Genomic DNA, 25,445 nt, shown 5'->3' with positions numbered 1-25,445 from the left:
CAGCCATCCGTCGCCGATGGCGCTGAGCTGTAAGATGCCGCCGTTTACCGGCGGCTATCGCTTTATTTTGCGCTGCCCTGGTTTTTTTCCAGACGGGCAAAATACTCTGGCGCAAAGGGGCGCGGATCAACTTCGGCAAACGGTGCACGCTCGAAGTGCGATTTCAGATCCCACGGCACGGTACAGTCGAAAATCGTCTTGCAGCTGATGCCCTTGCCGCGAATCGACGGGCTGTATTCCGGCGTCTGGGACGGATCCAGCTGGTGACCGCGAATGCCGGGGATTGTCGTAATGCTGACATCCCCCTGCATGCGGGTGGTCATCGCCCACAGGATATCGTCGCTGTCAAAGATATCGACATCTTCATCGACCAGAATAATATTTTTAAGCTCGGAGTAGGTCGCCAGCGCCAGCAGCGCGGCCTGCCCCTGACGCCCCTCATCGGCAGGCTGACGTTTTTTCACCTGCAGAATGGCGAGGAATTTACCGCCACCCGCGGTATGGGCGTAGACATTTTGTAAAAAGCCCGGGATGGCAGCCTCGACGGCATTCCAGATACTGGCTTCCGTTGGCAGCCCGGCGAGGGTGGTGTGCTCTTCCCCCGGTCCTACCAGCGTCTGCAGAATCGCGTTCTGCCGCATGGTTACCGCTTTCACTTTGACCACGGGTAACGACGGATTGGCGCCGCCGCAGTAGCCTGGAAATTCCGGCATGGCGTGGCCGCTGTTGGTGTGCTGATCCTCTCTGACGCGCACGCCCGGCAGCAGCTCGCCTTCAATGACGATTTCGGCGCGGGCGATGGCTTTCTCCGGGACGCTGACGCCCTGCACCAGTTCAACCGGACGCTGACGCAGTGATCCGGCGACGCCCAGTTCGTTATAGCCAAACGGCGTAGTCGGCGCTTCGAAGCAGGCCCCAATGTAGATAGCTGGATCGAGGCCCATGTTAATGGTTATCGGCAGCGGTTTGCCGGCGGCTTCGGCTTTTTGACGAAACACTTCGATATGGCGGCCGGCAGCAAGAAACATCGACAGCTCATCCCGGCCCTGCACGCAAAAACGGTGGATAGTGACGTCGGTCAGCGAGGCGTCGTCAGGATCGCTGGCCAGCGCCAGGCCCAGACAGAAGAAAGGGCCGGCGTCGATCGGGGTGTTAGTGGGCGCCGGGATCAGTTTGCGCAAATCAAAGTCTGGATCGTCGGCACGAAATACCTGCTCCTGACAGGGGGCGCTGCTGGCCGGCACGACCACGGGTGCGACCGGCTTTTTGACCGCTTTGCCCACTTCCAGAGCCAGTTGAGAGGCTTCACAGCCCAGCAGCAGCGCGGCGCGCTGGCGGCTGGCGTGTACCCCCACCAGAATGCGCGAGTGTGGATAGCCCTTAATATTGTTAAACATCATTGCCGGACCGATACGGGTAGGGCGTTTAACGGTACCACCCGCGCCGATATGGCGATAGACGCCAGCCAGCTCGGCGTTAGGGTCTACCGGATGATTCGTTTCGAGATATTGATTGTCATGCTGTTGCAGCAGCGCGATGGCGTCGCGCAGATCCTGAATGGGTGCGGTCATGATGTTCTCCTTGGCGTGTCAATGCTGGTCAATACTGGTCAATGCGGTCAGTATGCTTTGCAGGCTAAGTATTATCAATTGCATCATTCATGCTTTATTGATAAGTTTTTTATTATCAATAAAGCCTGCGGAGTACGAAGATGTCCTTTCGTTCGTTACGCCATTTTGTCGTCGTTGCCGAAGAGTTACATATGCACCGGGCGGCTGAGCGGTTACATCTCGCTCAGCCCGCCCTCAGCCAGCAGATTAAACAACTGGAGCAGCGCCTGGGCGTGGTGCTTTTCTCCCGCGCTAACCGTCGGCTGACCCTCACCGCCGCGGGCGAGGCCTTTTTACACAAGACGCGGCTGGCGCTGGAAATGGCCGATCAGGCGGTACTGGACGCCCAGCGCACCGCGCGAGGCGAGCAGGGAAAATTACATCTGGGGTATGTCTCCAGCGCGATGTATGACAGCAAGCTGCCGGGGTTGCTGCGCGCGCTGCGCACTGACTGGCCGGGCATTGAACTGTCGCTGGTACATGGCGATGTGCAAATGCTCTACGACGCGCTGCAGGACCTGCGCCTGGATATCGCCATTATCCGCGCGCCGCTGGCCTCGCCGCCGGACGAGCTGGTAGTCAGGCCGTTTGTGCGGGAAAAGCTCTGTCTGGCGCTCTATCAGCAGCATCCGCTGGCGGGCGTGGCAGCCCTTAATCTGGCGTCATTGCGGACTGACAACTGGATCTCTCTCGACGATCCGCAGGGCACCGGGCTGGAGCAGGTGTTTATTGGCGCTTGTCGCGTCGCGGGCTTTACGCCGCAGGTGGCGCAGCGCGTCAACGATGTCACTTCGATGATTAGCCTTGTCTCCGCCGGGGTGGGAGTAGCGTTGGTTCCGGTCTCGGCGCGGGCTCTACGCCTTGATAACGTGGTGTATATCGATCTGCAGGACCGGCTGGCGGAGAGTGAGCTGAGCATGGTTTACCACCGCCATATCCGTTCGGCGGTGGTGCGGAAAGTTATTTCGCTGCTCAATGCCACGGAGCAATAAACCCGGTTAGCCAGTCTTCAGCCGACCAAAGCTGACAATCCTTGAACGGCCCAGCTCCTTCGCCCGGTACAGCGCAGCGTCAGCCGCGCGCAGCAGACTGTCGCTTTGGGTATGCTGCGGGTAGCTGGCGATGCCAATCGACACATCCACCTGGCCTATCTCGGTCAGGCCATCGCGTAGCGTCATATTATGTACCTGGGTGTAGATCTCGCTGGCGCACTGGTGCGCATCAGCTTCGTCAATGCCAGGCAGCAGCACCAGAAACTCCTCGCCCCCGTAGCGGAAAGCCATGCCGATATCGCGTACCGCGCGTTGCACGATGGTCGCCACGCTTTTAATCACCAGATCCCCGGCTTCATGACCATAGCGATCGTTGATGGCTTTAAAGTGATCGATATCGATCATCAGACAGCTCAGCGGGGTGTGGGTATGAACTGCCAGCGCCATCTGCGAATGCAGCGCTTCGTCAAGATGATGGCGGTTACGCAGGCCGGTCAGAGAGTCGAACAGCGCTTTTTCCAGCAGGGCGCTGCGTAAACTCTGATTGGCGAGCGCCAGCCCCAGCGCTTCGGCCATCAGCTCCAGGTAGGCCCGGGAAGGGCCATCACTGGCGGTGACGTTCTGAAAGCTCAGCAGACCGATAGCTTCGCCCTGGGCAATAAGCGGGACGCAGAGCGACTGGTCGGCGTGCGCCTGCGGCAGATGGTAGCAGGTGATATCAGGCTCACCCTGCACTGGCGGATGGCTGAGTCCCCGGCGTATCGCCCAGCAGTCGTCAGGAGAAAAGGGAGGCTCCTCCCCGGCGGGCGACAGCCACTGCGCCACGCAGCGCATCTGCCAGGGGTCGGTATCCAGAATATACAGTTTTCCGGGGATCGTCGGCGCGATATTCGGCGCAAAACGCTCCGCCACCATAATCACATCCTCGATGGTTTCACAGCCCTGCAGGCGCTGGGTCATGCGCGCCAGCAGTTCGCGGATCGCCCAGTCGGCGTCGCGCTGCTGCTCCAGCTGTTGGCGAGCCAGACCGTTCTCGCGAAAAATGCGGATCGCCTGGGCCATATCGCCAATCTCATCCACCTGGCTGAAGTGCGGCGTCTCCACTGCATAATCCTGGGAGGCGAGACGCTGGACCACGTCGCTCAGGCGAACCACCGGGTAGAGCACCCGGCGTTTGAGAATGAAGCCGAGGACAAATAAAAACATCAGGGCGGTCAGGCCGACCATGATTTCCGACAGCGTGCGCCAGATCCGCGAGCGCTCGGTGGCCTGGTCGATGGCCGCGGCGGCGCGATGCTCGAGCATCAGACGAAAGTGATCGATCTGCGTCTGCATGCGTTCCAGTTCGCTCTCGTACGCTTTGCCGTACAGCACCGCAATGGCTGCTGGCGCGTCGCCGCGAGCGACATGCGCTAAGGCGGCCTGCTGTTCATCCTGTAGCTCATCGGCGATCTGCAGACCGTCGTGCAACAACGCCAGCTCCTCGCGGCTGGCGCCGTTATCTTTCAGCCTGGTCAGCCGCAGCTCAATACTCTTGTTGGTCTGCTGCAGCTGCTGATATTGCTGCAGCGTCTCCGGTGAAGGCTTAACCACGTACAGCCGGGCAAGATCAGACAGTGCCCAGGCGTCGTTTTCCACCTCGTCGGAGAGGGTATCAAAGACCTGGCGTTGCTGTACCGCCTGGCGTTCGACGCGATCGGCGCTGGAGGCCATGAGCATGGCGCTCCCGGATGCCAGCGTCAGGCCGACGGTTATCCCGTAAGCCCAGTTGGTGATGGTGGCGATTCTCACCCTGTATTTCCTTGCATGCAGATGAAGCTGTTTTAATTATAGAACCCGCCCCTGCCATAACGGCGGCCCGTTTCAGGAGCGGCTCTCACGGCTGGGGTGTTCGAGGGTCTGAAGAATGATGGCGTGTAGCGTTTCTGCATGGCGGCGCAAAACGTGGAAGACATCGCTATCCAGAGCGCCATTTATAACATCCGCTTCCATAATCTGTAAGGCCTCCTGCCAGGCCATCCCTTTACGATAGGGGCGATCTTCGGTCAGGGCGGTAAAAATATCGGCGATGGAGATAATGCGGTCGGCAAGCGTCAGGTGATTGTTGTCGAGATGCAGCGGATAGCCGCTACCGTCCAGTTTTTCATGATGATTCGAGGCCCAGTTAATAATGTCGCCGAGCTCGCTGTAGTCGCTGAGGAGATCCCCGGTCATGTAGCTGTGCTCGCGTACCTGATTCAGCTCGTCATCATCCAGCTCGCCCTCTTTTTCCAGAATAGAAAGAGGGACATAAATCTTACCAATGTCGTGCAGATAGCCGGCAATCTGAATTTGCAGGCAGGTCGGCTCTGGTAGCTGCATCCAGCGGGCAAGCTGATAGGCGATTTCCCCTACCATAATGCTGTGGCTGGCGGTAAAGCTGCTGTAGGTGTCGACAATTTTGGCAATCAACAGGCAGATATCTTTCAGACCGTGAATATCCAGATACCGCGTGTTGATGGGGCCAATGATCTCCAGCAGCCGTTGAATATGGCCGGGATGAAGGTGCTGCCAGAAGTTCGCATTTTCGGCGACCTCGCACAGGGTATCGCAGAGCGGCGGATCGATCTCCCGGTGCAGAGAGACGAACGTCTCCACCACCGCGCGGGTGGGCCAGGCGGCAACATGACTCCCGGTCGGCAGCAGCCGTTCAAAGGCATCGGCGAAATAGACGATATGTTGTTCGCGGGAGCCCCGGTGGGTCGAACTAAAATGGTGATCGCGAATAAAGGGGACGATGGCCTGGAAGGTCGCTAATCCCTCCAGCATTGCCGCCCCCTGATGCTGATGCGGATCGTGAATGTTGTCGATAACATCCAGCGAACGAATGGTGCGTTTATCTCCCAGCACGCCGATATCGTGCAACAGCGCGGCGCAAAAAATGGTTTGCTGCCGCTCGGCGGGCAGTCCCAGCCTTTGCGCCAGCGTCAGGGCGATTAAGGCTGTTCGTTGCATATGCCGGTGCAGTTCAGGGTTAATGATCTGAATGACTCTGGTGGTCAGCATCAGGGCTGACTTCAGGGCAATACGCATTTCTGTTCTCCGTACGCGTTACCTGGCGGCAAAGCTGACCACGCAGGTGACGGAAGTGTCGATAATCTGATCGCAATGCGTGTTGTGTTGTGTGTGGCTGAACCGGTTAATATTCGGAATGTATGGATTCATGTCATTTGCCCAAACTGGAGACAGCCGTGCACCAGATTTGGGCGATGTGCAGGCAAGAATCTTATTATTGTCTGATAGTTAACCATTTCTCCCCCCAAAAATAAATAAATACTGGCAAGCCCTTTGCATTAAGCAAGCGTAAGTTTGATTAATGTCTATGAAGGGAGTGACCTGTATGAATTTTAGAGCATTACTGGCTATTGCGTTACTGACGATGAGCAGCCTGGCGTTCAGCGAGACGCGCTTACCGCATATCGTTATTTTAGCCACCGGCGGCACTATCGCTGGTTCGGCGGCGAGCAATACCCAAACAACCGGCTATAAAGCCGGAGCGATTGGGGTGCAGACGCTGATTAACGCCGTGCCGGAGATGAGTAAAATCGCTCACGTCGAGGGCGAGCAGGTGGCGAATATCGGCAGTGAAAATATGACCAGCGACATTATTCTGCAGCTCTCGCAGCGGGTGAATGCCCTGTTAGCCCGGGATGATGTCGATGGCGTCGTGATTACCCACGGCACGGACACCCTGGATGAAACTCCGTATTTCCTCAATCTGACGGTGAAAAGCAACAAGCCGGTGGTCTTTACCGCGGCGATGCGTCCGGCGACCGCGATCAGCGCCGATGGGCCGATGAATCTGCTGGAAGCGGTCACGGTCGCCGCCGACCCGGATGCCCGCGGGCGCGGGGTGATGGTGGTGCTTAACGACCGCATCGGCGCGGCGCGCTTTGTCACTAAAACCAATGCCACTTCGCTGGATACCTTCCGTGCGCCAGAGGAGGGTTACCTTGGCGTCGTGGTCGGGGGGAAACCGCAGTTTGAAACGCGAGTGGATAAAATTCACACCCTGCGCTCGGTGTTTGATGTGCGTCAGCTGAAGACCCTGCCGAAGGTGGTGATCATTTATGGCTATCAGGATGATCCGGAGTATATGTACGATGCGGCGATCGCCCATCATGCCGATGGTATTATCTACGCCGGCACCGGGGCGGGGTCGGTGTCGGTACGTAGCGCTGCCGGAATCAAAAAAGCGCAGCAGGCGGGCATCGTGGTGGTGCGCGCCTCCCGCACGGGCAGCGGCGTTGTACCTCCGGATGACAGTCAGCCAGGACTGGTGGCCGATTCACTCAACCCGGCGAAAGCGCGTATTCTGCTGATGACGGCGTTGACGCAAACGAAAGATCCGCAGCTGATCCAACAATATTTCCACACCTATTGATCCTCTGCGGCGAGGGCATCGTTTCTCCCTTCGCCGCATTTCTCCCCTTCGTGACCCGGCGGCGGTGTAAATGCGCGTGGGTCATCGTTCAGCAGATATCCAGGGTATTTCCTCCGATAAGGCGTAAAGAAATATCTTTTTACCGGTCGGCGAGGGGAGAATAAAATTTTCGCGAGCGGTAGAACGCTTATTTTTAAAGCAACTTTAAATAAGCCTATTCTTAATTATTCTCTTAAGGTGCGTTTAATCTTTCTGCCGCTGATGGATTAAAAATAACGCAACCGTGGCGATACGCACTTTAATTATTTCTCTGAACGTCGGTGCCCAGGACAACGCGGACAGGCCTCTCACGGTGAGGCTCCGCGGGCGCCAGCCCCTGACGGGAGAGGGGTTACAGCGATGGATTTTGCTTTTCGCCGCTAGTCGCACAGATGATTAGCATGAAAATGATATGCATGATGAATATATTAAGTCGCACGCTATGTTTAAGTTTACATTTGGTAACATTTGTGCCGGAATTATGTTTTTTTGTCAGCATGTTGTTTTTTACTTGCCGGAGGGAATTTCGCCGGATTAATATTGTCGAACTTGCTGTACGTACCGCCTAATGATGATAAATGGATTCTGTTTTCCTTAAGCGTTACCGCATAATTAATGTTTACAGGAAAAATCATGGCTTGCGTATCTCATAAACAGCTTTTACATCCACGTTACTGGCTGACCTGGTTTGGGCTCGGCATCCTCTGGCTGATCGTTCAGCTGCCTTATCCGTTGCTGCATTTTATCGGTACCAGTGTTGGACGACTTTCCCGACGCTTTCTCAAACGCCGCGAACATATCGCCCGGCGCAATATTGAACTCTGCTTCCCGGAGATGTCACCTGCGGCGCGCGAGACCTTGATCGATCAGAACTTTATGTCGCTGGGAATGGGGCTTATCGAAACCGGCATGGCCTGGTTCTGGCGCGACGAGCGGGTCAAGAAATGGTTTGATGTTGAGGGCTTTGCCAACCTTAATCATGCGCTTAGCGGTGGCAAGGGGGTGATGGTCGTCGGCGTGCACTTTATGTCGCTGGAGCTGGGCGGACGCGCCATGGGACTGTGCCGCCCAATGATGGCCACCTATCGTCCGCACAACAGTCCGCTGATGGAGTGGGTGCAAACCCGCGGTCGCCTGCGTTCGAACAAAGCGATGATCGATCGCAACAACCTGACCGGCCTGGTACATGCCTTGAAATCAGGTGAAGCGGTATGGTTTGCTCCGGACCAGGATTACGGCCCTAAGGGCAGCGTATTTGCGCCATTTTTCTCCGTCCCACAGGCGGCGACCACCAACGGCACCTACGTCCTTTCCCGTTTATCGGGCGCAAAAATGCTGAGCATCAGCATGGTGCGCAAGCTGGATCGTCAGGGCTACAGCCTGCATATTAGCGAAGTGATGAATGACTATCCGGGTGAGGATAAGCAAATCGCCGCCGGCTACATCAACAAAGTCATTGAGCGCGAAATTTTGCGCGCCCCGGAACAGTATCTGTGGGTGCATCGCCGTTTTAAAACCCGTCCGCTGGGTGAACCCTCCGTCTATTAACCTTCCCGCACAGGCTGCGCTTTCAAAATCCCGACAGTTGGGGTAACGTGAGCCGGATCATGTTTTAGTCGTGCGCGAAGGAGTGCAGAGTGTTCGCTGAGTTTGGTGTTTTGAATTATTTGACCTACCTGGTCGGGGCGATTTTTATCATCCTCGTTCCTGGTCCTAATACGTTTTTTGTGCTGAAGACGGGCATTGCCCACGGCGTGAAGAAGGGCTATCTGGCGGCGGCGGGCGTTTTTATTGGCGACGCGGTGCTGATGTTTCTGGCCTTTGCCGGCGTGGCGACGCTGATTAAGACCACGCCGGTGCTGTTTAACGTCGTCCGCTACCTCGGGGCGATCTACCTGCTGTGGCTGGGTGGCAAAATGCTTTATGCGGTGCTGACCCAGCGCGACGGCCAGACTGACGCCAGTGCGGAGCCGGCGAGCGCGATCCTCAAGCGCTCCCTGACCCTGAGCCTGACCAATCCGAAAGCGATTCTGTTTTATGTGTCGTTTTTCGTGCAGTTTATCGATGTGAATGCCAAAACCCCCGGGGTGGCGTTCTTTATTCTGGCGCTGACTCTCGAGATGATTAGCTTCTGCTATATGAGCTTTTTGATCCTCTCAGGCTCGTTTGTTACCCGCTACGTCAAAACTCGCAAGAAGCTGGCCAAACTTGGCAACAGCCTGATTGGTCTGGTTTTCGTTGGTTTTGCCGCGCGGCTGGCGACGCTGCAGTCCTGATCCCCTGGGCCGGTTACCCGCTGACCGGCCCACCGCCTCTTATCCTGCCCTGTAACAAAAACCCTTCATTTTTTATTGCATTGGTGTTACATATACAGCCGTTTATCGCTCAGTAAAAAGGAAGCCCGGATGATTCTGCAAAAACTCCTCAGCAATAAAAACTGCAAAAAATACTGTCTGTCGCTTGCGGTGGTGTTTGCTATCGCGCTGGCGGTGGTGGGGCGGGCGACCTTCGGGGGCGTGGTGAGCGAGTACAATATGCCATACTCGGAGTGGACAACGTCCATGTTCTTCCTGCAGGGGGCGATGGTGACAGTTTACAGCATTGTCTTTACCGCGCTCTTCGCTATTCCTCTTGGGTTTATTTTTCTCGGCGATGAGCGTCAGGATTAAGCGTCAACGGGCGAACTGCGGTTCGCCCTGTCTTATCCGCTCATCAACAGCGTGAAGGATTAATCATCGTCATGATAGTGATGATGGTGGTGATGGCGATGGGCGTGATATCCATCGTCAATAATGCATCCCGATAACAGCGTGCATAGCGCAATAATCACCGGTAACACGATCGGTTTTTTCATCCCTTACTTCTCCCGCTACTCTTCTTTCCCCGGGGCTGAGAATGCCGCGGTGGATAACGGGAGTGTAAAGGGTTAACTTATTGATGGGATAGGATAACTCCGCAATATCGCCGCGACGATCACCACCAGCCGAACTGGGTACCAGCGACCGCTACGATGGCGACAATCAGCATGATAATGGTGCTTTTTTTCATTATGCCCCACCCGGCGCCGCATAGCCGCCGACAAAAAACCAGCCGAGAAAGACGACAGCGATAATAAAGATCGCCACCGGAAAAAGAATACCCAATTTCATGATAGTGTCCCTGTACCCACGAGTGATGCCCAGCATGATACTGGATATCCCGGCATTTTAGTCAATATGAATGAAATTCTCCTGACGGCGGGATTTCTTATCCAGATACATCGCATCATCGGCAGCGCGCAAGGCCGCTTCCACATCGATATTCTGCGGGTCGCAGGTAATGACCCCGAAACTGGCTCCGGCATAGTCGATCCGTTGCGCACCGAGAGAGTAGATACCGCACAGCGCATCGCGCAGTGCGGCGACATACGCCTGCTGCGCCGCGGGATCCTGGGCGCTACCGACAATCAAAAACTCATCCCCGCCAAGGCGGCCAACGATATCCTCACGGCGCGCGACGGCGGTGAGCCGTTCGCCGACCTGCACCAGGAAGCTGTCGCCGCACGGGTGGCCGAACCGATCGTTAATGGCTTTGAAACCGTCAAGATCGATAAAAATGAGCGACACCTGCTGTTGCTGGGCGCGGGCAGCGGCAAAGCGTAGCGCCAGCTGCTTAAACAGCGCGCGGCGATTAGGAAGCTGGGTGAGCTCATCGGTCGACGAGTGCAGCTCCAGCGCGACGTTAGCCGCCTGCAGCTGTTGCACCAGGGTGTCTTTTTCCACGTAGTGGGAAATGAGCTTCGCGAACAGGCCCATGACCTGTTCACCTTCAAGGTTATAAGGCTGTTGTTGCCGGCTGGTGGCGCAGAGGGTGCCGAACAGCGAGCCGTCGGCCAGGCGGACGGGAATGCTGAAAAAGGTGGCGATCCCCAGCTCCTGGGCGGCGATGCAGGAGTGCCAACGACGGGCAACGTCATTGCAAAACGTGCACTGATCCTCAAGGGCGCGTTTGCACAGGGATTCATTCCATGGGACGGAAAATCCTTCCGGGATCTGCATTTCGCTGCTGTTATGGGCGAACATCACCTGCTGCCGCTGGGCGTTCAGATCGATGCGGGTGAGGTAGGTGGACTCCATTCGCGTCACCGCCTCCAGCATCTCCAGTAGCTGACGCACCAGGGTTTCCAGGGACTGTTCCGCAGCGAGGGTTTGCGACACCCGGGCAAGAATAAAATCTGACATGAATAATACAGCTCCAGCACGCCAAACGTCACCCCAGCATAATGGGCTGCAAACGGACATCAGCGTCGAATAAACAGTGATATTTTTTAAATTTATCACATCTGTTTGGGGAATACTTGTCCATGCGGCGGGAAAAAAAAGCCCCGTCGGGGGCGACGGGGAAAAACTCATTGATTATGGAATGATCTGTTCTCTGGTCAGTTCGAGAACAGGGGCTACTCTACGGGGGAAAAGTGCAGGCAAGATGGAGAAAACATGGAGATTCAGGCTAAAATCCCGGGGCGTTCAGGAAAGGGAGGCGCGATGAAAAAGTTACTGGCTATTTTGCCACTGGTATTAGCCGGCTGTACCCAGCCGCAGCCCACTGCGCCGACGAAAGCCATCGGCATGCCCAATCCCGCGGCGGTGTACTGTCAGCAATCCGGCGGTACCCGGGTGCCGGTGCAAACGCCGCAGGGCGTCAGCACTCAGTGCCAACTGCCCGGCGGCGAAACTCTCGACGAGTGGGCGCTGTGGCGCCGGGACCATCCGGCTAAATCGTAACGGGCAGCGCCGCCAGCCAGGCGGCCAGCACCCGGGCATGATTTTGCTCGGTGTTTTTCGCGGCATACAGCAGCGTCAGCGGCTGGCGTTGCGCCAGCGCCGCCAGCCGCAGGCCCGTTTCGCGATGAGCCTCAAGCTCCTGGCGATAGCGCTGGCTGAAATGGGCGAAATCAATCGCCTCGCCGTGAAAGGCTTTTCGCAGCTCGGTGGAAGGCGTTAATTCCTTACACCATTCATCACAGGCCAGTGCCTCTTTTTTGAGCCCTCGCGGCCAGAGACGGTCGACCAGCACCCGGTAGCCGTCGCTGCTTTCCTGTGGGTCATACACCCGTTTACACTGAATCATCATCTTGCTCCCTCTGTGCCATCCAGGCGAGCAACTGCGGGATTTGCCCGTCGGAAAATACCGTGATGCCGTGGGCGCGCAGCAGGTCGGCCGCGACCCCGGCTCCCGCTTTGCGTCGTCCGCGAAAGGAACCGTCATAGACAAACTGGCTGCCGCAGGTAGGGCTGCCATCGGTGAGTAACGCTGCCTGACAGCCCGCTTCCCGAGCGGCGCTGAGCGCCAGCCAGGCGGCCAGCTGGTAATGTCCCGTGACGTCGCGGCCGTCGCTTTCCACGATCCGCGCCCGCCCGGCAAGGACATCCCCGCCGGCGCCGCCGACGATCTCCGCCGGCAGACGGGGCGTGGACAGACCGGCCGCCAGCTCCGGGCAGTGGATCACCAGCCGCCCCGCCTGCTGCCAGCGGGACAGCGTCGCCGCCAGCTGTGCCTTCTCGCTACCGTTATACCGCACCTGGAATCCCATCAGGCAGGCGCTGACCAAAAGCTTACTTTTCATCCTCTCTCCCTTTCGCGCTTGCTCCAGTATACCTTACCCGCCGGCGGGGGCGGTGGGGCGAAAATAAGGATTGTGTTCCACAGGAGGGATCGCTATCCTGACGTGCCTTGTGCTGCTCGTCTCGTCCAGACATAAGGAACCTGCTATGAAAACCCCTTTACGCCTCGCCCTCGTCGGCGATTATCACCCCGATATTGTTGCCCATCAGGCTATTCCCCTGGCGATAGACGATGCCGCCGCGGTGCTTGAACAGCCGGTGAAATATGACTGGCTCGCCACCCCGTCGATTGTTTCCGGCGAGGCGCTGGCCGAGTACGATGCCGTCTGGGTCGTTCCCGGTAGCCCGTATCGTCATCCGGAAGGCGCGTTTACCGCGATCCGCTATGCCCGTGAAAACGGCATCCCTTTCCTCGGCACCTGCGGCGGCTTTCAGCACGCGGTGATTGAATACGCCCGTAACGTACTCGGCTGGCAGGATGCCGGTCATGCGGAAACCGACAGCGAAGGGCGGATGGTGATCGCTCCCCTCAGCTGTTCGCTGGTGGAGACCTCCGCCGTTGTCGAGCTGCGGGCGAATACGCTGATTGCCCGCGCCTATGGCCGGGAAAGCATTGAAGAGGGCTACCACTGCCGCTACGGCGTGAGCAGCGCGTTTGCCGCGGAGCTGGAACAGGGCGATCTGCGCGTCACCGGCTGGGATGAAGAGGGCGAGATCCGCGCCGTCGAGCTGGTGACGCACCCGTTTTTTGTCGCCACCTTGTTCCAGCATGAACGCCACGCGCTGGACGGGCGTCCCGCGCCGCTGGTGCAGGCGTTTCTTCGCGCCGCGGCACAATAAACCCACCGGCAGCGGGCGCTGCCGGTCATCTTCAGGCGTGAATTTCCCGGTCACGTCCGGCGAGCGCGCCGCAGACCGCCATCACCAGCGAAATCAGCGCCACCGCCAGCAGCGGAATATGCCAGTCGCCATTAGCATCGTGGATCCTGCCCATCAGCGGTGGCCCGCAGGCGGCCAGCAGATAGCCGACGCTCTGCGCCATCCCTGACAGCGCCGCGGCCTGGTGCGCCGAGCTGGCGCGCAGGCCGATAAACGTCAGGCCGAGGATCATGGTGGCTCCGGAGCCAAAGCCGAACAGCAGCGTCCAGCCGATCGCCAGCTCAGGCAACAGCCACAGCCCGGCGGCGCTGATGGCGCACATCAGGGCGACCAGCACCGCGATCCCGCGCTGGTCGCGCAGCCGATGCAGGATCAGCGGTATCGCCAGGCCGGGCGCGGCGGTCGCCAGCTGCAGCAGGCCATGCAGCGAGCCGGCCTGCGCTTCGCTATAGCCCATACTCTGCAGAATCGACGGCAGCCAGCCGATAATCACGTAATAGACCAGCGAGTTGATGCCGAGGAACAGCGTCACCTGCCAGGCCAGCGCCGACCGCCAGATCCCCCGGTTATGCATGGCGCCAGAGCCGGTCAATGGCGTCTCCGCCCGGCGCCGGGACTGTGGCAGCCAGCTGAGGATCGCCAGCAGGGGGAAGACCATCAGCAGCAACAGCGCCCCGCGCCAGCCGAATCCGGCCAGCGCCACGGGAACCACCAGCGCCGAGCCGAGCGCCGCCGCGCCGCCCATCGTCAGGGAGTAGGCGCCGGTCATCCGCGCGACATGCTGCGAGAAATCCCGTTTAATCAGCCCAGGCAGCAGCACGTTACCCAGCGCAATGCCGCAGCCGATCACCGCCGTGCCGGTAAACAGCAGCGCAGCGGAGGGCAGGGAGCGCAGGGCAATGCCGGCGCAGATCAGCAGCATCGCCAGCAGCAGGCTGCGTTCCATGCCGAAGCGGCGGGCAACCCCCGCCGCCAGCGGTGAGACAAGGCCAAAGGCCAGCAGCGGCAAGGTGGTGAGCAGCCCGGTCTGCGCGGTGGTCAGGCCATAGTCGCTACGAATCGCGTCCAGCAGCGGCGCCGCGCCGGTAAAGACCACGCGCAGGGTGGTGGCGATGAGCAAGATACCGGCAATCAGCAGCGCGGGGCGGCGGCCGGTAGAGGAGATCACAGAAGACATATCATTCTCAAGGTAACTAACGAGGGGGTTACGATAGCGACTTTGTCCCCTGTTTAAATCAAGCTAAAATGACAGATTATCGCTAATATCGGACAACATGATGATCGGACTGGGTCTGGATGGTTATGAACCGGACAATGGCCACGAATCGGCCATTGCCTTTCGTATTCAGGTAGTGGAGGCGGAACAGTATATTCCGGCGCATTCCCACCGTAAGGGGCAATTGATCCTGGCCCTGCACGGCGCCTTGACCTGCGAGGTGGAGAACGCGATGTGGATGGTGCCGCCGCAGTATGCGGTGTGGGTCCCGGGACAGCTTTCCCACAGTAACCGCGCCACGCCGGGCGCCCAGGTGTGCTTCCTGTTCATCGAGCCGGGCGCCGCGCCGATGCCGGACCGCTGCTGTACGTTAAAGATTTCGCCGCTGGTGCGTGAGCTGATCCTCACCCTGGCAGAGCGCGGCGGGGAGTTGCTGGCCGCCCCTGCCACGGCCCGGCTGGTGCAGGTTCTGTTTGATGAGCTGCCCCGCCAGCCGCAGGAGCACCTGCAGCTGCCGGTATCAAACCACCCGAAAATTCGCCAGATGGTGACGATGATGGCCGAGGATCCGGCGCGCTGGCAGACCCTGAGCCAGTGGGCGGCGGTGTTTGCGATGAGCGAGCGCAATCTGGCGCGCCTGGTGGTGCGCGAAACGGGGCTGAGCTTTCGCCGCTGGCGCCATCAGCTGCAGCTGATCCTCGCGCTGCAGCTGCTGATCCGCGGGCAGACGGTGCAGCAGACGGCCCAGGCGCTGGGCTACGATTCCACCACCGCCTTTATCACCATGTTTAAGAAAGGGCTCGGGCAGACGCCGGGCCGCTATCACGGCAGCCTGGCTACGATTTCCCAATAAACAGCGAGATGATCCCGGCGGCAATCAGCGGCCCGACCGGGACGCCGCGAAACAGGGCGACGCCAAGCACCGTACCGACCAGCAGCCCGGCCACCAGATGCGGCTGGGAGCCCATCAGGGAGACACCGCGCCCGCCGAGCCACGAGACAAATACCCCGACCGCAATCGCCAGCAGTGATTTCCAGTTCATAAAGGAGTGGATCAGCGTCGACGGCGGCAGCGTGCCGCTGGCGATAGGCGCCATCACGCCGATGGTCAGAATGATGATCCCGACGGTCAGCCCCTGTTTTTCAATCCAGGGAAAGAAAGTATTCAGCGGTGTAACGCGCACGATAATCAGCACGAGGATAGAGATCGCTACGGTGGTGTTATGGCTGATAAAGCCGAGCGCCGCCAGGCCCAGCAGGATCAACAGGGTGGTATCAAGCATATACAGAGGTCCTTGCCAAAAAAGAATGCCAAAAAATATCCCGCTTACTCTACGCACCGCAGCGTGAATAAACAGGATTTTTACGCCATACGGCGGAAATCAGGGCAGATGCCTGGTTAGCTAAGACGGCGAAAGGTCGCGATCTCCGGTCGGGCGATATGTAAGTAGTCTTCGGTATCGAGAATGATCGACCGGTCCAGGCGTCCGGCGTTAAAGGCGATTTGTGCAAAGCGCTCAAACAGCAGCGGGTCGGCCACCAGCCGCAGCGCCGGGTGGAAGCTGAACGGCGGAATGGCGCCGAACACGCAGGCGGTGAGGGCATCCACTTCCGCCGGACTGGCCAGCGAGGCTTTACTGCCGCCGATATGCCGGGCCAGGCTGGCGAGATCGGCCTGCCGATCGGCGGCGAGGATCGCCAGCACATGCTGGTTAACGCCGTTTCCTTTTACTTTACAGACTAACGCCTTTGCGCCCTGGCCAAGCGCGGTGCCGCGGATCGCGGAGACGGCTTCGCACTGGCCGACTGCGTCGTGCGCCACCACCCGGTAGCGCGCCTGGTGTTGGTCGAGCAGCGCGCACAGCCGCTGGTGGATATTGCCTTCTACTGCTTCAAGCATAGCGTCCTCCTGACATCATAAAGCCGTCAGCTTAGCGCTGTTGCGCCAGCCTGCCAACGGTGGGTCAGGAAATTCACTATTCACTCATTATTGCTTCACAGTGCTGTGGTGCAATCTCGCGGGCGCAGATGAGTTTTGTAAATAAAAAAAGAATGATTTTCATTTTCAATCGAACTTTTTTTATTTCACTTAGTCTCTATCGGACGACACAGAATATTAATAATTGCCGTAATGAGGTTAGGATGATGCACGATGCAACCATGCAGGGTTCCCCACGCAAGAAGTTTAATAAAATAAGGGAACTCAACAGACGGCGGAATTACTTTACTAAGAAAGTACGTAATGCCCTGCGGGTGGGGGTGGCGAAAGCGATCTGGGATCGCCGACGCCGTCAGCCGGTGGATTTGTCGTCCGCGAAAACCGTCCTGTTGATGCGCAATGAGGGGGCGGTCGGCGATGTGGTGGTGGATTCCGCGCTGGTGAAATGCCTCCATCAGTCAGGCTATATCGTTGATTTTCTGCTCACGACATCCAATAGCCAGGTGATGCGTTATAACCCGCGGATCCGCCATATTTATGAAGCCGAACCGGTCACTTCCGCCGATTTTTTGCGTAAATTTAACCATAACGTTCCCCGCGACGTTATTAATGAACTGGCTAATAATAAGTACGATATTATTATTGACCCTTCGCTGTTCGATATTCCCGTGCATCGCCTGCGGCTTTTCCGACAAATAAAAGCCAAATCAGTGCTCGGCTTTAATAAATGGCCATCAATTAAGTATTACTCCCACTCTTTTGCTTTTGACTGCCAGCGCTGGCACGTGACGAAGACGTTCGCGTTGATCGCCGACTATCTCAAACTGGACACCCGCGGGCTGGACACCTATGACCTGGCGGTGCCCGGGCCGATTATGCAGGAGGTGGCGCAGTATCTGGCATCGTTGAGCGGAAAAGCGGTAGTGATTAATATTTTTGCCGGCCACGCCGACCGCAGCCTGTCCCAGACGCAGCTGGCGGAACTGCTCGACAAACTGCTGGCCCGCTATCCGGGGATCGCGGTTATTCTGCTCGATCACCGGCGCGAGATCCGTATCCCGCTGCCAGCGGAGGTGGTGGTTAATCCGTTTAACACGCTGCATCACGCGATGGCGCTGATTGCCCAGGCCGAGCTGATTATCTCCCCGGACACCTCGGTGGTGCATATGGCGGCGGCGTGGAACAAGCCGCTGATCGCAGTCTATAAGGACGTTCTGCTCAATAACCGGCTGTGGGCGCCGGGGTATGACAACGCCAGACAGATCATCGTTAAATGCGGGAAGGTGTATCAGCATCGCGAGCTGGTGGATAGAATTATAGCGGCGCTACCGGAGACGCTGTAAGGGCGATGAGGGCGGGCTGGTAGGGCTCACCTGCTGGCCGTATGCAAGAGCCAGCAGGTGAACGAAGGTTGCATTGCCAGTCTGCAACCGCCGCTATTGTACTGTTGCCCGCCGCCCTGCCACATCCGGGAAAGCTCTTAAAGATGTGGCCGCGCTGAGCGACGATGGCCATCACTCTTCAGTGAGCCACATATCCGCCTCTTCAAACATCTCCTGTACCGTGCGGCTGATCAGCTCTTTTTCATGCTTGCTGGCATCGGTGTTGATCGCCGGCAGCGTCATCATCGGCTTCACCCGGACTTCCGCCTCCGGGAAAATGCGCTGCATGCGTTTGGTCAGCTCGTTAAGAATGGTCTCTCTGGCACCCGGCAGACCGGCAAAATTGCGCTTGTCATAAATCAGTTCCACAAACATCTTCTGTCCTCTGTATGCTGATCGCGGGCGATAGTTTTACTGTATTAATGTACAGTGTCAAGCAAATGCCGCCGCGTTTCTCGTCCGCCACCTCGCGCGGCGGGCGGGCTGCGCGCAAAAGCACCAAACAGTTCGTCACCACTGAAGCTGACTTTCAGTGACATCAATAAGTTATCTCAGTGCGGACAATTGATAGCTGGAGCCTATATTGACCCGCAAAACCGGCAAAACTACTGTATATATATTCAGTATTTATGTGGTGGGTTAAAAAATGAACTTTTACACGCCGGTTGAGCTACGTCAGATGGTCTCCTTTCCCTTTTTTGCCGACCTGGTGCAGTGCGGGTTTCCCAGTCCGGCTCAGGACTATGTCGAGAAGCGAATCGACCTCAACGAACTGCTGGTGCAGCATCCCAGTGCGACCTATTTTGTCAAAGCCGCCGGCGACAGCATGATCGATGCCGGCATTGACGAAGGCGATCTGCTGGTGGTGGACAGCGCACGCAAAGCGGAGCATGGCGATATCGTGATTGCCGCCGTCGGCGGCGAGTTTACGGTAAAAAAGCTGCAACTTCTGCCGCGGGTGCAGCTTAACCCGATGAACCCGGCCTATTCGCCTATCGTGGTCGGCCGCGAGGAGACGCTCGATATTTTCGGCGTCGTGACCTACATCATCAAGGCGGCGGGCTGATCATGTTCGCGCATTGTGATGTGAACGCCTTCTATGCGAGCTGCCAGACCGCCTTCCGGCCAGACCTGAAGGGGCGGCCGGTGGTGGTGCTGTCGAACAACGACGGCTGTGTGATCGCCCGCTCGCCAGAGGCGAAGCCGTTTGTGAAAATGGGCGAACCCTACTTTAAGCAGAAGGCGGCGTTTCTTCGCCACGGCGTCGTGGCGTTCAGCAGTAACTATGAACTGTATGCCGACATGTCCAGCCGGGTGATGGCCACCCTGGAAGAGCTGGCTCCGCGCTGCGAAATTTACAGTATCGATGAGGCCTTTTGCGATGTCAGCGGCGTGCGCCATTGCAGAGATCTGACCGACTTTGGCCGGGAAATCCGCGCCACGGTGCTACAGCGCACCCATCTGACGCTGGGCGTCGGGATCGCGCCGACCAAAACCCTGGCGAAGCTGGCCAACCACGCGGCGAAGCAGTGGCAGCGGCAGACGGGCGGGGTGGTGGACTTATCCTGCCCGCAGCGCCAACGGAAGCTGATGGCGCTGCTGCCGGTGAGTGAAGTCTGGGGTATCGGGCGGCGGATCGGCAAAAAGCTCGAAGCGATGGGGATCGGTACAGTACTCCAGCTGGCGGAGAGCGATATCCGCTTTATCCGCAAGCATTTCACGGTAGTCCTCGAGCGAACGGTACGGGAACTGCGCGGCGAGCCTTGCCTGGCGCTGGAGGAGTTTGCCCCCGCTAAGCAGGAAATTATCTGCAGCCGCTCGTTCGGGGATCGCATTACGGCCTATGAGGATATGCGCCAGGCGATTTGCAGCTATGCCGCGCGGGCGGCAGAAAAGCTGCGCGGCGAACATCAGTACTGCCGGTTTGTTTCCGCCTTTGTCAAAACCAGTCCCTTTGCCCTGAATGAACCCTATTACGGCAACAGCGCCTCGCTAAAGCTGCTGACGCCGACGCAGGACTCCCGGGATATTATTGCCGCGGCGACGAGCTGTCTGGATGCTATCTGGAAAGCGGGGCATCGCTATCAGAAGGCCGGCGTGATGCTCGGTGATTTCTACAGCCAGGGCGTCGCCCAGCTGAATCTGTTCGACGAGCTTGCTCCACGTCAGAACAGCGCCAGGCTGATGCAGGTTCTCGACCAGCTGAATGCGAAAAATGGCAAGGGCGCGCTTTATTTTGCCGGCCAGGGGATCCAGCAGCAGTGGCAGATGAAGCGGGAGATGCTATCGCCGCGCTACACCACGCGATACGGGGACCTGCTCCGCGTCAGATAACGCGCGCTATCCCCGTACCGCGGCCGGAAACACTGCCGCCAGCCAGTCAATAAAGACGCGGAGCCGGGGCGGCACGTGCCGGTGCCGGGCATAGATGACGTGAAAGGGATAGGGGGCCGGGCGCCAGGCGCTGAGGATCTCCACCAGTTCACCACTCGCCAGCGCCGGTTTCAGCGAATAGGTAAACGTCTGCACAATGCCTAAGCCCGCCTCGCCAGCGGCAATATGCGCGTTGCTCTCATTGATGCCGAGATGGGGCTCTGTCTTCAGCTCGGTGCTGACGCCGTGACGCGTAAAGCGAAACGGAAACGCTCTGCCGCTGGCCGGCGACAGATAGCTGATGAGCCGGTGGCCATGATGGAGTTCATCCGGCGAGGCGGGGGTGCCGTAGCGTTGAAGATAGCCAGGAGTGGCGCAGGTGACCAGCGTCGCCTCGCCGATTTTACGGGCGATCAGCGTCGAGTCTTCCATCGGACCGCCGCGGATGGCGCAGTCAATATTACCGCTGATGAGGTCCGCAGGTTTATCGGCCACCTGCAAATCGATACGGATATCCGGCCAGGAGGTCATAAAGTCCGCCAGTAGCGGGATCAGCACATCGCACGCGGTCGACCCGCCGATAGCGATCCGTAGATGGCCCTTCGGCTTATTGTGGGTGGTATTGAAAGACGCGTCGATCTCTTCCAGGTCTTCCAGCAGGCAGCGGGCTTTTTCATAGTACTCCCGTCCTTCCGGCGTCACGGTAATACGCCGGGTGGTACGCTGCAGGAGGGAAACCCCCAGGTGCGCTTCCAGTTGCTGGATGGTTTTGCTGAGCGTGGCGTTGGGCATATCCAGCGAGTCCGCGGCGCGGGTAAAGCTGCCGGCTTCGACAACGCGGGTGAAGGCTTTGAGGGCTGAAAACCGATCCATTATTCGCTGTATCCTGGTTAGCGGGCGTCCATTATCCACGGAGGGGAAAAGTGTTTTTCAGATTAGGCCATTTTTCCGCCTCACTGAGGCGATTAGAGTGCTTTCCATACCCGGCGGGGCGCTTTCGCGAACCTGGCCTGTTTATACTCTAACCAAGGAAATGCACCATGAGCAAAAAACTTGCGGATAAAGTGGCGTTAGTGACTGGCGGCAGCACCGGTATTGGCCTGGCGTCGGCGAAAGCGCTGGCGGAGCAGGGCGCGAAGGTGTATATCACCGGCCGCCGTCAGGACGCACTGGATGCGGCGGTCAGTTTTATCGGGCCCGCCGCCCGGGGGATCCGCGCCGATGCCAGCGTGTTAAGCGACCTTGACGCGGTATTTGCGACCATTGCCGAAGAGTCCGGCCGGCTGGATGTGTTGTTTGCCAATGCTGGCGGCGGGGATATGCTGCCGCTCAGCGCCGTTACCGAAGCGCACGTCGACCGAATTTTCGCCACTAACGTACGCGGGGTGGTGTTCACCGTTCAGAAAGCGCTGCCGCTGCTCACCGACGGCGCCTCGGTGATTTTGACCGGCTCTACGGCGGCGGTCAAAGGGACGGCTAACTTCAGCATCTATAGCGCCAGTAAAGCCGCGGTACGCAGCCTGGCGCGCTCCTGGGCGCTGGAGGTTAACGATCGCGGGATCCGCATCAATGTGGTTAGCCCAGGGCCGGTGCGTACTCCGGGTCTGGGAGGACTGGTGGCGGAGGCGGATCGTCAGGGCTTGTTCGACGCCCTGGCCGCGGACGTACCGCTCGGGCGGCTGGGCGAGCCGGAGGAGATTGGCAGGACGGTGGTGTTTTTAGCGTCTGACGAGTCGAGCTTTATTAACGCCGCAGAGATCTATGTCGATGGCGGACTGGCGCAAATCTGAGTGCAGTCTGTCGCGGCAAGGGTCTCAGCCTGGACGGCTGGTCAACGACCAGCGCGGTGTTATTGTCGTGAGTCACCTTAAGCACCTCGGCTGATGGACTGCGCCGGGGGGCTGATTGTCAGTTTCAGTGGCGTGGTTGCGGCGCTGAGTGGACCTATAGAGTCTTGATCTCAAATATGATTAGATAGCTTTCACGTAAAACCAGTAAGTAGCGGCCATGAATCTCAGGGAAAATATTATTAATGAATTTGGCAAGTTGTCGCCCGAGCTGCAACGCGCCGCCGAGTTCTCACTGCAAAATGCCAGCCAGCTGGTGGTGCTATCGATGCGTGCCTTCGCGGCGGAAGCTGGGGTAAAACCGGCGACGCTGCTGCGTTTGGCGCAACGGCTGGGCTACCGCGGCTGGAGCGAGCTGAAAAGCGATTTTATTGACGATCTGGGTTTGCGCGATGATACATACGTATCAAAAGCGGAAAAACTGATGGCCCGCGGGACGCAAACACAGCTGTATCAAGAGGTATTTCAGGCACATCAGGCGAATCTGGCCTTTACGCAAAATGAAAATACGCAGGAGATGGAGCAGGCAGTGACCTTGCTCGATAGCGCGGAGAATGTCTATATCTGCGGATTCCGCGCCAGCTTTCCAATCGCGTGGTCGCTGTTTTATGTCTATCGTCTGTTCAACCGGCAGGTATCGTTAATCGATGGCCTGGCCAGCAATATCGAAGTGTTCACCCGTGAGCTGACCGCCCGGGATTGTGTTTTACTGACCAGTTTTGCGCCTTATTCACGCGAATCACTGGATGTTTTACAGGCAGCCCAACAGGCAGGGGCGAAGATCCTCGCCATTACCGACTCGCCGGTGTCCCCCTTAGCGCAGGCGGCAGACTGCACGCTGCTGTTCTCCATCGATAGCCCGTCGTTTTTCCCTTCCGTGGTCTCCGGTATGGGGCTGGCAGAATGCTTGCTGGCGATGCTGGTGGTGCGCCACGGCCGCGATGCGGTGAGTAAAATTGAAAATGCCGAACGCTACCTTATCGAGTCCGGCGCCTACGTGTCCCCCGGTAAATCCTGATAAATGATTCAAATGTATCTGATATAAGAATAATGGATGCATTTATATCTTTATTTCGTTGACGTGATCCAAATGGATCCTGCAAGATACGCTCAATTAATGTCGCGGATTCAGGAGCCGAACCCAGTATGAGTCATGTCATTCACCGCAGCCTGCGTAGCACGCCGATGGTCGCCTCACGCGCGCAAGGGGCCTATATCTTTGATGCCCAGGGCAAACCGTATCTCGATGCCTGCGGCGGGGCCGCCGTTTCCTGCCTCGGGCACGCGCATCCTGATGTGCTGGCGGCGATGCACCGCCAGATCGATCGGCTGGCCTATGCGCACACCAGCTTTTTTACCAGCAATGTCGTAGAGCAGCTGGCCGACCATCTCACGCGTACAGCGCCTGGCGAGCTGAACTACGCCTACTTTGTCTCAGGCGGATCCGAGGCAATAGAGACGGCGCTGAAGATGGCGCGGCAGTACGTTGTGGAGATCGGCCAGCCATCGCGCACCCGCTTTATCGCCCGTAAACAGAGCTATCACGGCAATACGCTGGGCGCGCTGGCGGTGGGCGGTAACGAATGGCGCCGTCGTCAGTTTGCCCCCTTATTAATGGATGTCATCCGCGTCTCAGCCTGCAACGAGTACCGCGATCGCCGGGCTGACGAGACCCAACAACAATATACCGAGCGTCTGCTTAATGAGCTGGAGCAAGCCATCCTTGAGGCCGGCCCGGAAACGATTATCGGTTTCTGTGCGGAAACCGTCGTCGGGGCGACGACGGGAGCCACGCCGCCGACGCCGGGGTATCTGAAAGGCGTGCGCCGCCTGTGCGACAAATACGGCATCCTGTATATCGCCGATGAGGTGATGTGCGGTATGGGGCGGACCGGGACGCTGCATGCGTTTGAACAGGACGACGTAGTGCCCGATTTAGTGGCCATCGCCAAGGGACTCGGTGGAGGCTATCAGCCGATTGGCGCGGTACTGGCGAGTGAGACTATTGTCGCCGCGCTGAAGGCGGGCAGCGGGTTGTTCCAGCATGGTCACACTTACATTTGTCATGCTACCGCCGCGTCGGCAGCCCTGGCGGTGCAGCAGGTGATTGCGCGCGATAATTTGCTGGATGCCGTCAAACAGCAGGGCGCCTATCTGCAGAAGGCCCTGCGCGAGGTGCTGGGTGAGTTACCGCATGTCGGGAATACACGCGGACGCGGCCTGTTTGCCGGCGTCGAGCTGGTGCGCGATAAAGACGACAAAACGCCGTTCGATCCTGACCTGAAGCTGCATGCGGCGATCAAAGCACACTGTATGGCGCGTGGACTGATGGTCTATCCCATGGGCGGCACGATCGATGGTCAGTATGGCGATCACATCCTGATCGCACCGCCGTTTATCATCACCCCGGCGCAGATCGACTTTGTGGTCGATACCCTGGAGAGCGTGATCCGCGAAGAGACGGGGAAATTATGATCAATCGTTTGCCGCCCTTAGCGGAACAAGAATGGGACGACCAGCAACGTCAGTTAGCGGAAGAGATTATCAATGGGCCGCGCGGCGCCTTGCTGCCGCCTTTTGAACCGCTGCTGCGTAGCCCTGAGCTGATGGCGCATGCCCAGCGTATGGGGGAGTACCTGCGTTATCGCAGCGCGCTGGGCCAGCGTCTTTCTGAACTGGTGATTTTGCTGACCGCACGGCACTGGTCACAGCCGGTTGAGTGGGCGATCCATGCGCCAATCGCACGTGAGAAAGGCATTTCTGCCGCGGCGGTGCGGGCGATTAAGCAACAGCGCCCGCCAGACGATCTCCGGCCCGATGAGCAGGTGATCTATGACTTTTGTCAGCAACTGCATCAACAGCAAAAGGTCAGCGATGATACCTGGCAGCAGGCCATTGCGTTATGGGGCGAAAAGGGGGTCGTGGATCTGATTGGGATAAACGGTTATTACAGTTTTCTCTCGATGGTGATGAACTGCGCCCAGACGCCAGCACCGGATACCTCTGACTCGCTGTTTTCTGAATAAGTTATCGTTTTAATTCGGGCGCATAATCCTGCGCCCGGCATATCCGCGCTTATTATTGGTTCTTCCGGCGATATATTTCGCAGGTTGACGTTCGTTGTAGGCTATTTCACTGACGC

General features: G+C 58.2%; 29 protein-coding genes and 1 pseudogene. 15 read left to right on the top strand and 15 right to left on the bottom strand.

Translation table 11 applies throughout. From position 1 onward, the window contains the following. Positions 1 to 62: 62 nt before the first annotated feature. The gene (locus B8P98_RS16575) at positions 63 to 1,571 is read right to left on the bottom strand and encodes a UbiD family decarboxylase (RefSeq protein WP_025713454.1); all 1,509 of its coding nucleotides are present in this window, start codon (positions 1,569 to 1,571) and stop codon (positions 63 to 65) included. A 140-nt stretch (positions 1,572 to 1,711) separates the two neighbouring features. Here B8P98_RS16575 and B8P98_RS16570 point away from each other — a divergent pair, with 140 nt between their 5' ends. Beyond that, complete coding sequence (locus B8P98_RS16570) at positions 1,712 to 2,602, top strand: LysR substrate-binding domain-containing protein (protein ID WP_025713453.1); 891 nt, start codon at positions 1,712 to 1,714, stop codon at positions 2,600 to 2,602. A gap of 6 nt (positions 2,603 to 2,608) precedes the next feature. Here B8P98_RS16570 and B8P98_RS16565 read toward each other — a convergent pair whose 3' ends face one another. After that, positions 2,609 to 4,393, bottom strand: a complete 1,785-nt coding sequence (locus B8P98_RS16565) for a diguanylate cyclase (protein WP_095033231.1) — start codon at positions 4,391 to 4,393, stop codon at positions 2,609 to 2,611. 72 nt (positions 4,394 to 4,465) lie between these two features. Continuing rightward, the gene (locus tag B8P98_RS16560) at positions 4,466 to 5,674 is read right to left on the bottom strand and encodes an HD-GYP domain-containing protein (protein ID WP_080897222.1); all 1,209 of its coding nucleotides are present in this window, start codon (positions 5,672 to 5,674) and stop codon (positions 4,466 to 4,468) included. A gap of 307 nt (positions 5,675 to 5,981) precedes the next feature. Here B8P98_RS16560 and fraE point away from each other — a divergent pair, with 307 nt between their 5' ends. The 4 genes from fraE to B8P98_RS16540 all read left to right on the top strand — a co-directional run bounded on the left by fraE (position 5,982) and on the right by B8P98_RS16540 (position 9,733). Continuing rightward, positions 5,982 to 7,025, top strand: a complete 1,044-nt coding sequence (gene fraE, locus B8P98_RS16555; protein WP_025713450.1) for a fructose-asparagine asparaginase — start codon at positions 5,982 to 5,984, stop codon at positions 7,023 to 7,025. A 672-nt stretch (positions 7,026 to 7,697) separates the two neighbouring features. Continuing rightward, positions 7,698 to 8,612: a kdo(2)-lipid IV(A) palmitoleoyltransferase gene (gene lpxP / locus B8P98_RS16550; protein ID WP_025713449.1), complete on the top strand. Its 915-nt coding sequence runs from the start codon at positions 7,698 to 7,700 to the stop codon at positions 8,610 to 8,612. Positions 8,613 to 8,701: 89 nt separating this feature from the next. After that, positions 8,702 to 9,340, top strand: coding sequence for a leucine efflux protein LeuE (leuE, locus tag B8P98_RS16545; RefSeq protein ID WP_025713448.1), 639 nt, complete (start codon positions 8,702 to 8,704; stop codon positions 9,338 to 9,340). A 129-nt stretch (positions 9,341 to 9,469) separates the two neighbouring features. Further along, positions 9,470 to 9,733 (top strand): DUF2534 family protein, encoded by a 264-nt coding sequence (locus B8P98_RS16540; RefSeq protein WP_004892904.1) that lies wholly within the window; start codon positions 9,470 to 9,472, stop codon positions 9,731 to 9,733. Between the two features lie 59 nt (positions 9,734 to 9,792). Here B8P98_RS16540 and B8P98_RS16535 read toward each other — a convergent pair whose 3' ends face one another. From B8P98_RS16535 to B8P98_RS16520, 4 genes are all read right to left on the bottom strand, one after another. Beyond that, positions 9,793 to 9,918 carry a hypothetical protein gene (locus B8P98_RS16535; RefSeq protein WP_042929590.1) on the bottom strand — a complete coding sequence of 42 codons (126 nt, stop codon included), beginning with the start codon at positions 9,916 to 9,918 and terminating at the stop codon, positions 9,793 to 9,795. A gap of 119 nt (positions 9,919 to 10,037) precedes the next feature. Further along, a complete protein-coding gene (locus B8P98_RS32035; RefSeq protein WP_071890698.1) occupies positions 10,038 to 10,091 on the bottom strand; it encodes a hypothetical protein in 54 nt (17 codons plus the stop codon). Positions 10,092 to 10,111: 20 nt separating this feature from the next. Further along, positions 10,112 to 10,213, bottom strand: coding sequence for a YoaK family small membrane protein (locus B8P98_RS16525; protein WP_004150782.1), 102 nt, complete (start codon positions 10,211 to 10,213; stop codon positions 10,112 to 10,114). Between the two features lie 57 nt (positions 10,214 to 10,270). Continuing rightward, complete coding sequence (locus tag B8P98_RS16520) at positions 10,271 to 11,284, bottom strand: sensor domain-containing diguanylate cyclase (RefSeq protein WP_025713447.1); 1,014 nt, start codon at positions 11,282 to 11,284, stop codon at positions 10,271 to 10,273. Positions 11,285 to 11,587: 303 nt separating this feature from the next. On the opposite strand from B8P98_RS16520, the gene B8P98_RS16515 reads away from it, so the two are divergent. Continuing rightward, on the top strand, positions 11,588 to 11,827 hold the full coding sequence (locus tag B8P98_RS16515; protein ID WP_080924413.1) for a putative hemolysin: 240 nt from the start codon (positions 11,588 to 11,590) through the stop codon (positions 11,825 to 11,827). On the opposite strand, the gene B8P98_RS16510 is transcribed toward B8P98_RS16515, so the two are convergent. Together B8P98_RS16510 and B8P98_RS16505 are read right to left on the bottom strand one after the other, a co-directional pair. Further along, positions 11,817 to 12,173 (bottom strand): DUF488 domain-containing protein, encoded by a 357-nt coding sequence (locus tag B8P98_RS16510; RefSeq protein ID WP_025713445.1) that lies wholly within the window; start codon positions 12,171 to 12,173, stop codon positions 11,817 to 11,819. The genes B8P98_RS16515 and B8P98_RS16510 overlap by 11 nt on opposite strands. Then, positions 12,160 to 12,669, bottom strand: coding sequence for a 2-thiouracil desulfurase family protein (locus B8P98_RS16505; protein ID WP_025713444.1), 510 nt, complete (start codon positions 12,667 to 12,669; stop codon positions 12,160 to 12,162). Before B8P98_RS16505 ends, B8P98_RS16510 begins: the two co-directional genes overlap by 14 nt. Positions 12,670 to 12,814: 145 nt before the next feature. Between B8P98_RS16505 and B8P98_RS16500 the strand changes: the two genes are divergently transcribed. Next, the gene (locus tag B8P98_RS16500) at positions 12,815 to 13,507 is read left to right on the top strand and encodes a CTP synthase C-terminal region-related (seleno)protein (protein WP_025713443.1); all 693 of its coding nucleotides are present in this window, start codon (positions 12,815 to 12,817) and stop codon (positions 13,505 to 13,507) included. 31 nt (positions 13,508 to 13,538) lie between these two features. Here the strand turns inward: B8P98_RS16500 and B8P98_RS16495 are convergent, their stop codons facing one another. Then, positions 13,539 to 14,714 (bottom strand): CynX/NimT family MFS transporter, encoded by a 1,176-nt coding sequence (locus B8P98_RS16495; RefSeq protein WP_167382700.1) that lies wholly within the window; start codon positions 14,712 to 14,714, stop codon positions 13,539 to 13,541. Between the two features lie 106 nt (positions 14,715 to 14,820). Here B8P98_RS16495 and B8P98_RS16490 point away from each other — a divergent pair, with 106 nt between their 5' ends. Beyond that, the gene (locus B8P98_RS16490) at positions 14,821 to 15,615 is read left to right on the top strand and encodes an AraC family transcriptional regulator (protein ID WP_167382672.1); all 795 of its coding nucleotides are present in this window, start codon (positions 14,821 to 14,823) and stop codon (positions 15,613 to 15,615) included. Here the strand turns inward: B8P98_RS16490 and B8P98_RS16485 are convergent. The 3 genes and pseudogenes from B8P98_RS16485 to B8P98_RS31035 form a co-directional block, all read right to left on the bottom strand. Further along, the gene (locus tag B8P98_RS16485) at positions 15,599 to 16,045 is read right to left on the bottom strand and encodes a DUF441 domain-containing protein (RefSeq protein ID WP_080924365.1); all 447 of its coding nucleotides are present in this window, start codon (positions 16,043 to 16,045) and stop codon (positions 15,599 to 15,601) included. The genes B8P98_RS16490 and B8P98_RS16485 overlap by 17 nt on opposite strands. Before the next feature lie 116 nt (positions 16,046 to 16,161). Continuing rightward, the gene (locus tag B8P98_RS16480) at positions 16,162 to 16,662 is read right to left on the bottom strand and encodes a YbaK/prolyl-tRNA synthetase associated domain-containing protein (protein ID WP_080924366.1); all 501 of its coding nucleotides are present in this window, start codon (positions 16,660 to 16,662) and stop codon (positions 16,162 to 16,164) included. A gap of 95 nt (positions 16,663 to 16,757) precedes the next feature. Beyond that, a pseudogene (locus B8P98_RS31035) lies at positions 16,758 to 16,913 on the bottom strand (hypothetical protein). Between B8P98_RS31035 and B8P98_RS16475 the strand changes: the two are divergent. After that, on the top strand, positions 16,908 to 18,044 hold the full coding sequence (locus tag B8P98_RS16475; protein WP_165931874.1) for a glycosyltransferase family 9 protein: 1,137 nt from the start codon (positions 16,908 to 16,910) through the stop codon (positions 18,042 to 18,044). The pseudogene B8P98_RS31035 and the gene B8P98_RS16475 sit on opposite strands and share 6 nt — an antisense overlap. Positions 18,045 to 18,215: 171 nt before the next feature. Here the strand turns inward: B8P98_RS16475 and B8P98_RS16470 are convergent, their stop codons facing one another. After that, positions 18,216 to 18,458 (bottom strand): DinI family protein, encoded by a 243-nt coding sequence (locus B8P98_RS16470; protein ID WP_004203750.1) that lies wholly within the window; start codon positions 18,456 to 18,458, stop codon positions 18,216 to 18,218. A gap of 271 nt (positions 18,459 to 18,729) precedes the next feature. Between B8P98_RS16470 and B8P98_RS16465 the strand changes: the two genes are divergently transcribed. Both B8P98_RS16465 and B8P98_RS16460 read left to right on the top strand, forming a co-directional pair. Further along, positions 18,730 to 19,149 (top strand): translesion error-prone DNA polymerase V autoproteolytic subunit, encoded by a 420-nt coding sequence (locus B8P98_RS16465; protein ID WP_025714019.1) that lies wholly within the window; start codon positions 18,730 to 18,732, stop codon positions 19,147 to 19,149. Between the two features lie 2 nt (positions 19,150 to 19,151). Continuing rightward, positions 19,152 to 20,417, top strand: coding sequence for a Y-family DNA polymerase (locus B8P98_RS16460; RefSeq protein WP_087806051.1), 1,266 nt, complete (start codon positions 19,152 to 19,154; stop codon positions 20,415 to 20,417). Between the two features lie 6 nt (positions 20,418 to 20,423). Here the strand turns inward: B8P98_RS16460 and B8P98_RS16455 are convergent, their stop codons facing one another. Next, positions 20,424 to 21,329 carry a LysR family transcriptional regulator gene (locus B8P98_RS16455; RefSeq protein ID WP_087806049.1) on the bottom strand — a complete coding sequence of 302 codons (906 nt, stop codon included), beginning with the start codon at positions 21,327 to 21,329 and terminating at the stop codon, positions 20,424 to 20,426. A 167-nt stretch (positions 21,330 to 21,496) separates the two neighbouring features. Here B8P98_RS16455 and B8P98_RS16450 point away from each other — a divergent pair, with 167 nt between their 5' ends. The 4 genes from B8P98_RS16450 to B8P98_RS16435 all read left to right on the top strand — a co-directional run bounded on the left by B8P98_RS16450 (position 21,497) and on the right by B8P98_RS16435 (position 25,329). Next, positions 21,497 to 22,246, top strand: a complete 750-nt coding sequence (locus tag B8P98_RS16450) for an SDR family oxidoreductase (RefSeq protein ID WP_025714016.1) — start codon at positions 21,497 to 21,499, stop codon at positions 22,244 to 22,246. A gap of 217 nt (positions 22,247 to 22,463) precedes the next feature. Further along, positions 22,464 to 23,321 (top strand): MurR/RpiR family transcriptional regulator, encoded by an 858-nt coding sequence (locus tag B8P98_RS16445; protein WP_025714015.1) that lies wholly within the window; start codon positions 22,464 to 22,466, stop codon positions 23,319 to 23,321. Positions 23,322 to 23,449: 128 nt separating this feature from the next. After that, positions 23,450 to 24,778, top strand: coding sequence for an aspartate aminotransferase family protein (locus B8P98_RS16440; RefSeq protein ID WP_095033230.1), 1,329 nt, complete (start codon positions 23,450 to 23,452; stop codon positions 24,776 to 24,778). Beyond that, positions 24,775 to 25,329, top strand: coding sequence for a carboxymuconolactone decarboxylase family protein (locus B8P98_RS16435; RefSeq protein ID WP_174705286.1), 555 nt, complete (start codon positions 24,775 to 24,777; stop codon positions 25,327 to 25,329). The genes B8P98_RS16440 and B8P98_RS16435 overlap by 4 nt, the downstream gene beginning before the upstream one ends. Positions 25,330 to 25,445 lie beyond the last annotated feature (116 nt).

This window comes from Klebsiella quasivariicola, assembly GCF_002269255.1.
GTDB classification, from domain to species: Bacteria; Pseudomonadota; Gammaproteobacteria; order Enterobacterales; family Enterobacteriaceae; genus Klebsiella; species Klebsiella quasivariicola.
The sequence above is the reverse complement of the archived record's forward strand: the minus strand, read 5'-3'. Positions and strand labels throughout refer to the sequence as shown.

Excerpts from the sequence above, each read along its gene's own strand:
- B8P98_RS16575 (WP_025713454.1), bottom strand. The coding sequence starts at position 1,571 with ATGACCGCACCCATTCAGGATCTGCGCGACGCCATCGCGCTGCTGCAA.
- B8P98_RS16570 (WP_025713453.1), top strand. The coding sequence starts at position 1,712 with ATGTCCTTTCGTTCGTTACGCCATTTTGTCGTCGTTGCCGAAGAGTTA.
- B8P98_RS16560 (WP_080897222.1), bottom strand. The coding sequence starts at position 5,674 with ATGCGTATTGCCCTGAAGTCAGCCCTGATGCTGACCACCAGAGTCATT.
- fraE (WP_025713450.1), top strand. The coding sequence starts at position 5,982 with ATGAATTTTAGAGCATTACTGGCTATTGCGTTACTGACGATGAGCAGC.
- lpxP (WP_025713449.1), top strand. The coding sequence starts at position 7,698 with ATGGCTTGCGTATCTCATAAACAGCTTTTACATCCACGTTACTGGCTG.
- B8P98_RS16540 (WP_004892904.1), top strand. The coding sequence starts at position 9,470 with ATGATTCTGCAAAAACTCCTCAGCAATAAAAACTGCAAAAAATACTGT.
- B8P98_RS16535 (WP_042929590.1), bottom strand. The coding sequence starts at position 9,918 with ATGAAAAAACCGATCGTGTTACCGGTGATTATTGCGCTATGCACGCTG.
- B8P98_RS16525 (WP_004150782.1), bottom strand. The coding sequence starts at position 10,213 with ATGAAATTGGGTATTCTTTTTCCGGTGGCGATCTTTATTATCGCTGTC.
- B8P98_RS16520 (WP_025713447.1), bottom strand. The coding sequence starts at position 11,284 with ATGTCAGATTTTATTCTTGCCCGGGTGTCGCAAACCCTCGCTGCGGAA.
- B8P98_RS16515 (WP_080924413.1), top strand. The coding sequence starts at position 11,588 with ATGAAAAAGTTACTGGCTATTTTGCCACTGGTATTAGCCGGCTGTACC.
- B8P98_RS16510 (WP_025713445.1), bottom strand. The coding sequence starts at position 12,173 with ATGATTCAGTGTAAACGGGTGTATGACCCACAGGAAAGCAGCGACGGC.
- B8P98_RS16505 (WP_025713444.1), bottom strand. The coding sequence starts at position 12,669 with ATGAAAAGTAAGCTTTTGGTCAGCGCCTGCCTGATGGGATTCCAGGTG.
- B8P98_RS16500 (WP_025713443.1), top strand. The coding sequence starts at position 12,815 with ATGAAAACCCCTTTACGCCTCGCCCTCGTCGGCGATTATCACCCCGAT.
- B8P98_RS16490 (WP_167382672.1), top strand. The coding sequence starts at position 14,821 with ATGATGATCGGACTGGGTCTGGATGGTTATGAACCGGACAATGGCCAC.
- B8P98_RS16485 (WP_080924365.1), bottom strand. The coding sequence starts at position 16,045 with ATGCTTGATACCACCCTGTTGATCCTGCTGGGCCTGGCGGCGCTCGGC.
- B8P98_RS16480 (WP_080924366.1), bottom strand. The coding sequence starts at position 16,662 with ATGCTTGAAGCAGTAGAAGGCAATATCCACCAGCGGCTGTGCGCGCTG.
- B8P98_RS16475 (WP_165931874.1), top strand. The coding sequence starts at position 16,908 with ATGCACGATGCAACCATGCAGGGTTCCCCACGCAAGAAGTTTAATAAA.
- B8P98_RS16470 (WP_004203750.1), bottom strand. The coding sequence starts at position 18,458 with ATGTTTGTGGAACTGATTTATGACAAGCGCAATTTTGCCGGTCTGCCG.
- B8P98_RS16465 (WP_025714019.1), top strand. The coding sequence starts at position 18,730 with ATGAACTTTTACACGCCGGTTGAGCTACGTCAGATGGTCTCCTTTCCC.
- B8P98_RS16460 (WP_087806051.1), top strand. The coding sequence starts at position 19,152 with ATGTTCGCGCATTGTGATGTGAACGCCTTCTATGCGAGCTGCCAGACC.
- B8P98_RS16455 (WP_087806049.1), bottom strand. The coding sequence starts at position 21,329 with ATGGATCGGTTTTCAGCCCTCAAAGCCTTCACCCGCGTTGTCGAAGCC.
- B8P98_RS16450 (WP_025714016.1), top strand. The coding sequence starts at position 21,497 with ATGAGCAAAAAACTTGCGGATAAAGTGGCGTTAGTGACTGGCGGCAGC.
- B8P98_RS16445 (WP_025714015.1), top strand. The coding sequence starts at position 22,464 with ATGAATCTCAGGGAAAATATTATTAATGAATTTGGCAAGTTGTCGCCC.
- B8P98_RS16440 (WP_095033230.1), top strand. The coding sequence starts at position 23,450 with ATGAGTCATGTCATTCACCGCAGCCTGCGTAGCACGCCGATGGTCGCC.
- B8P98_RS16435 (WP_174705286.1), top strand. The coding sequence starts at position 24,775 with ATGATCAATCGTTTGCCGCCCTTAGCGGAACAAGAATGGGACGACCAG.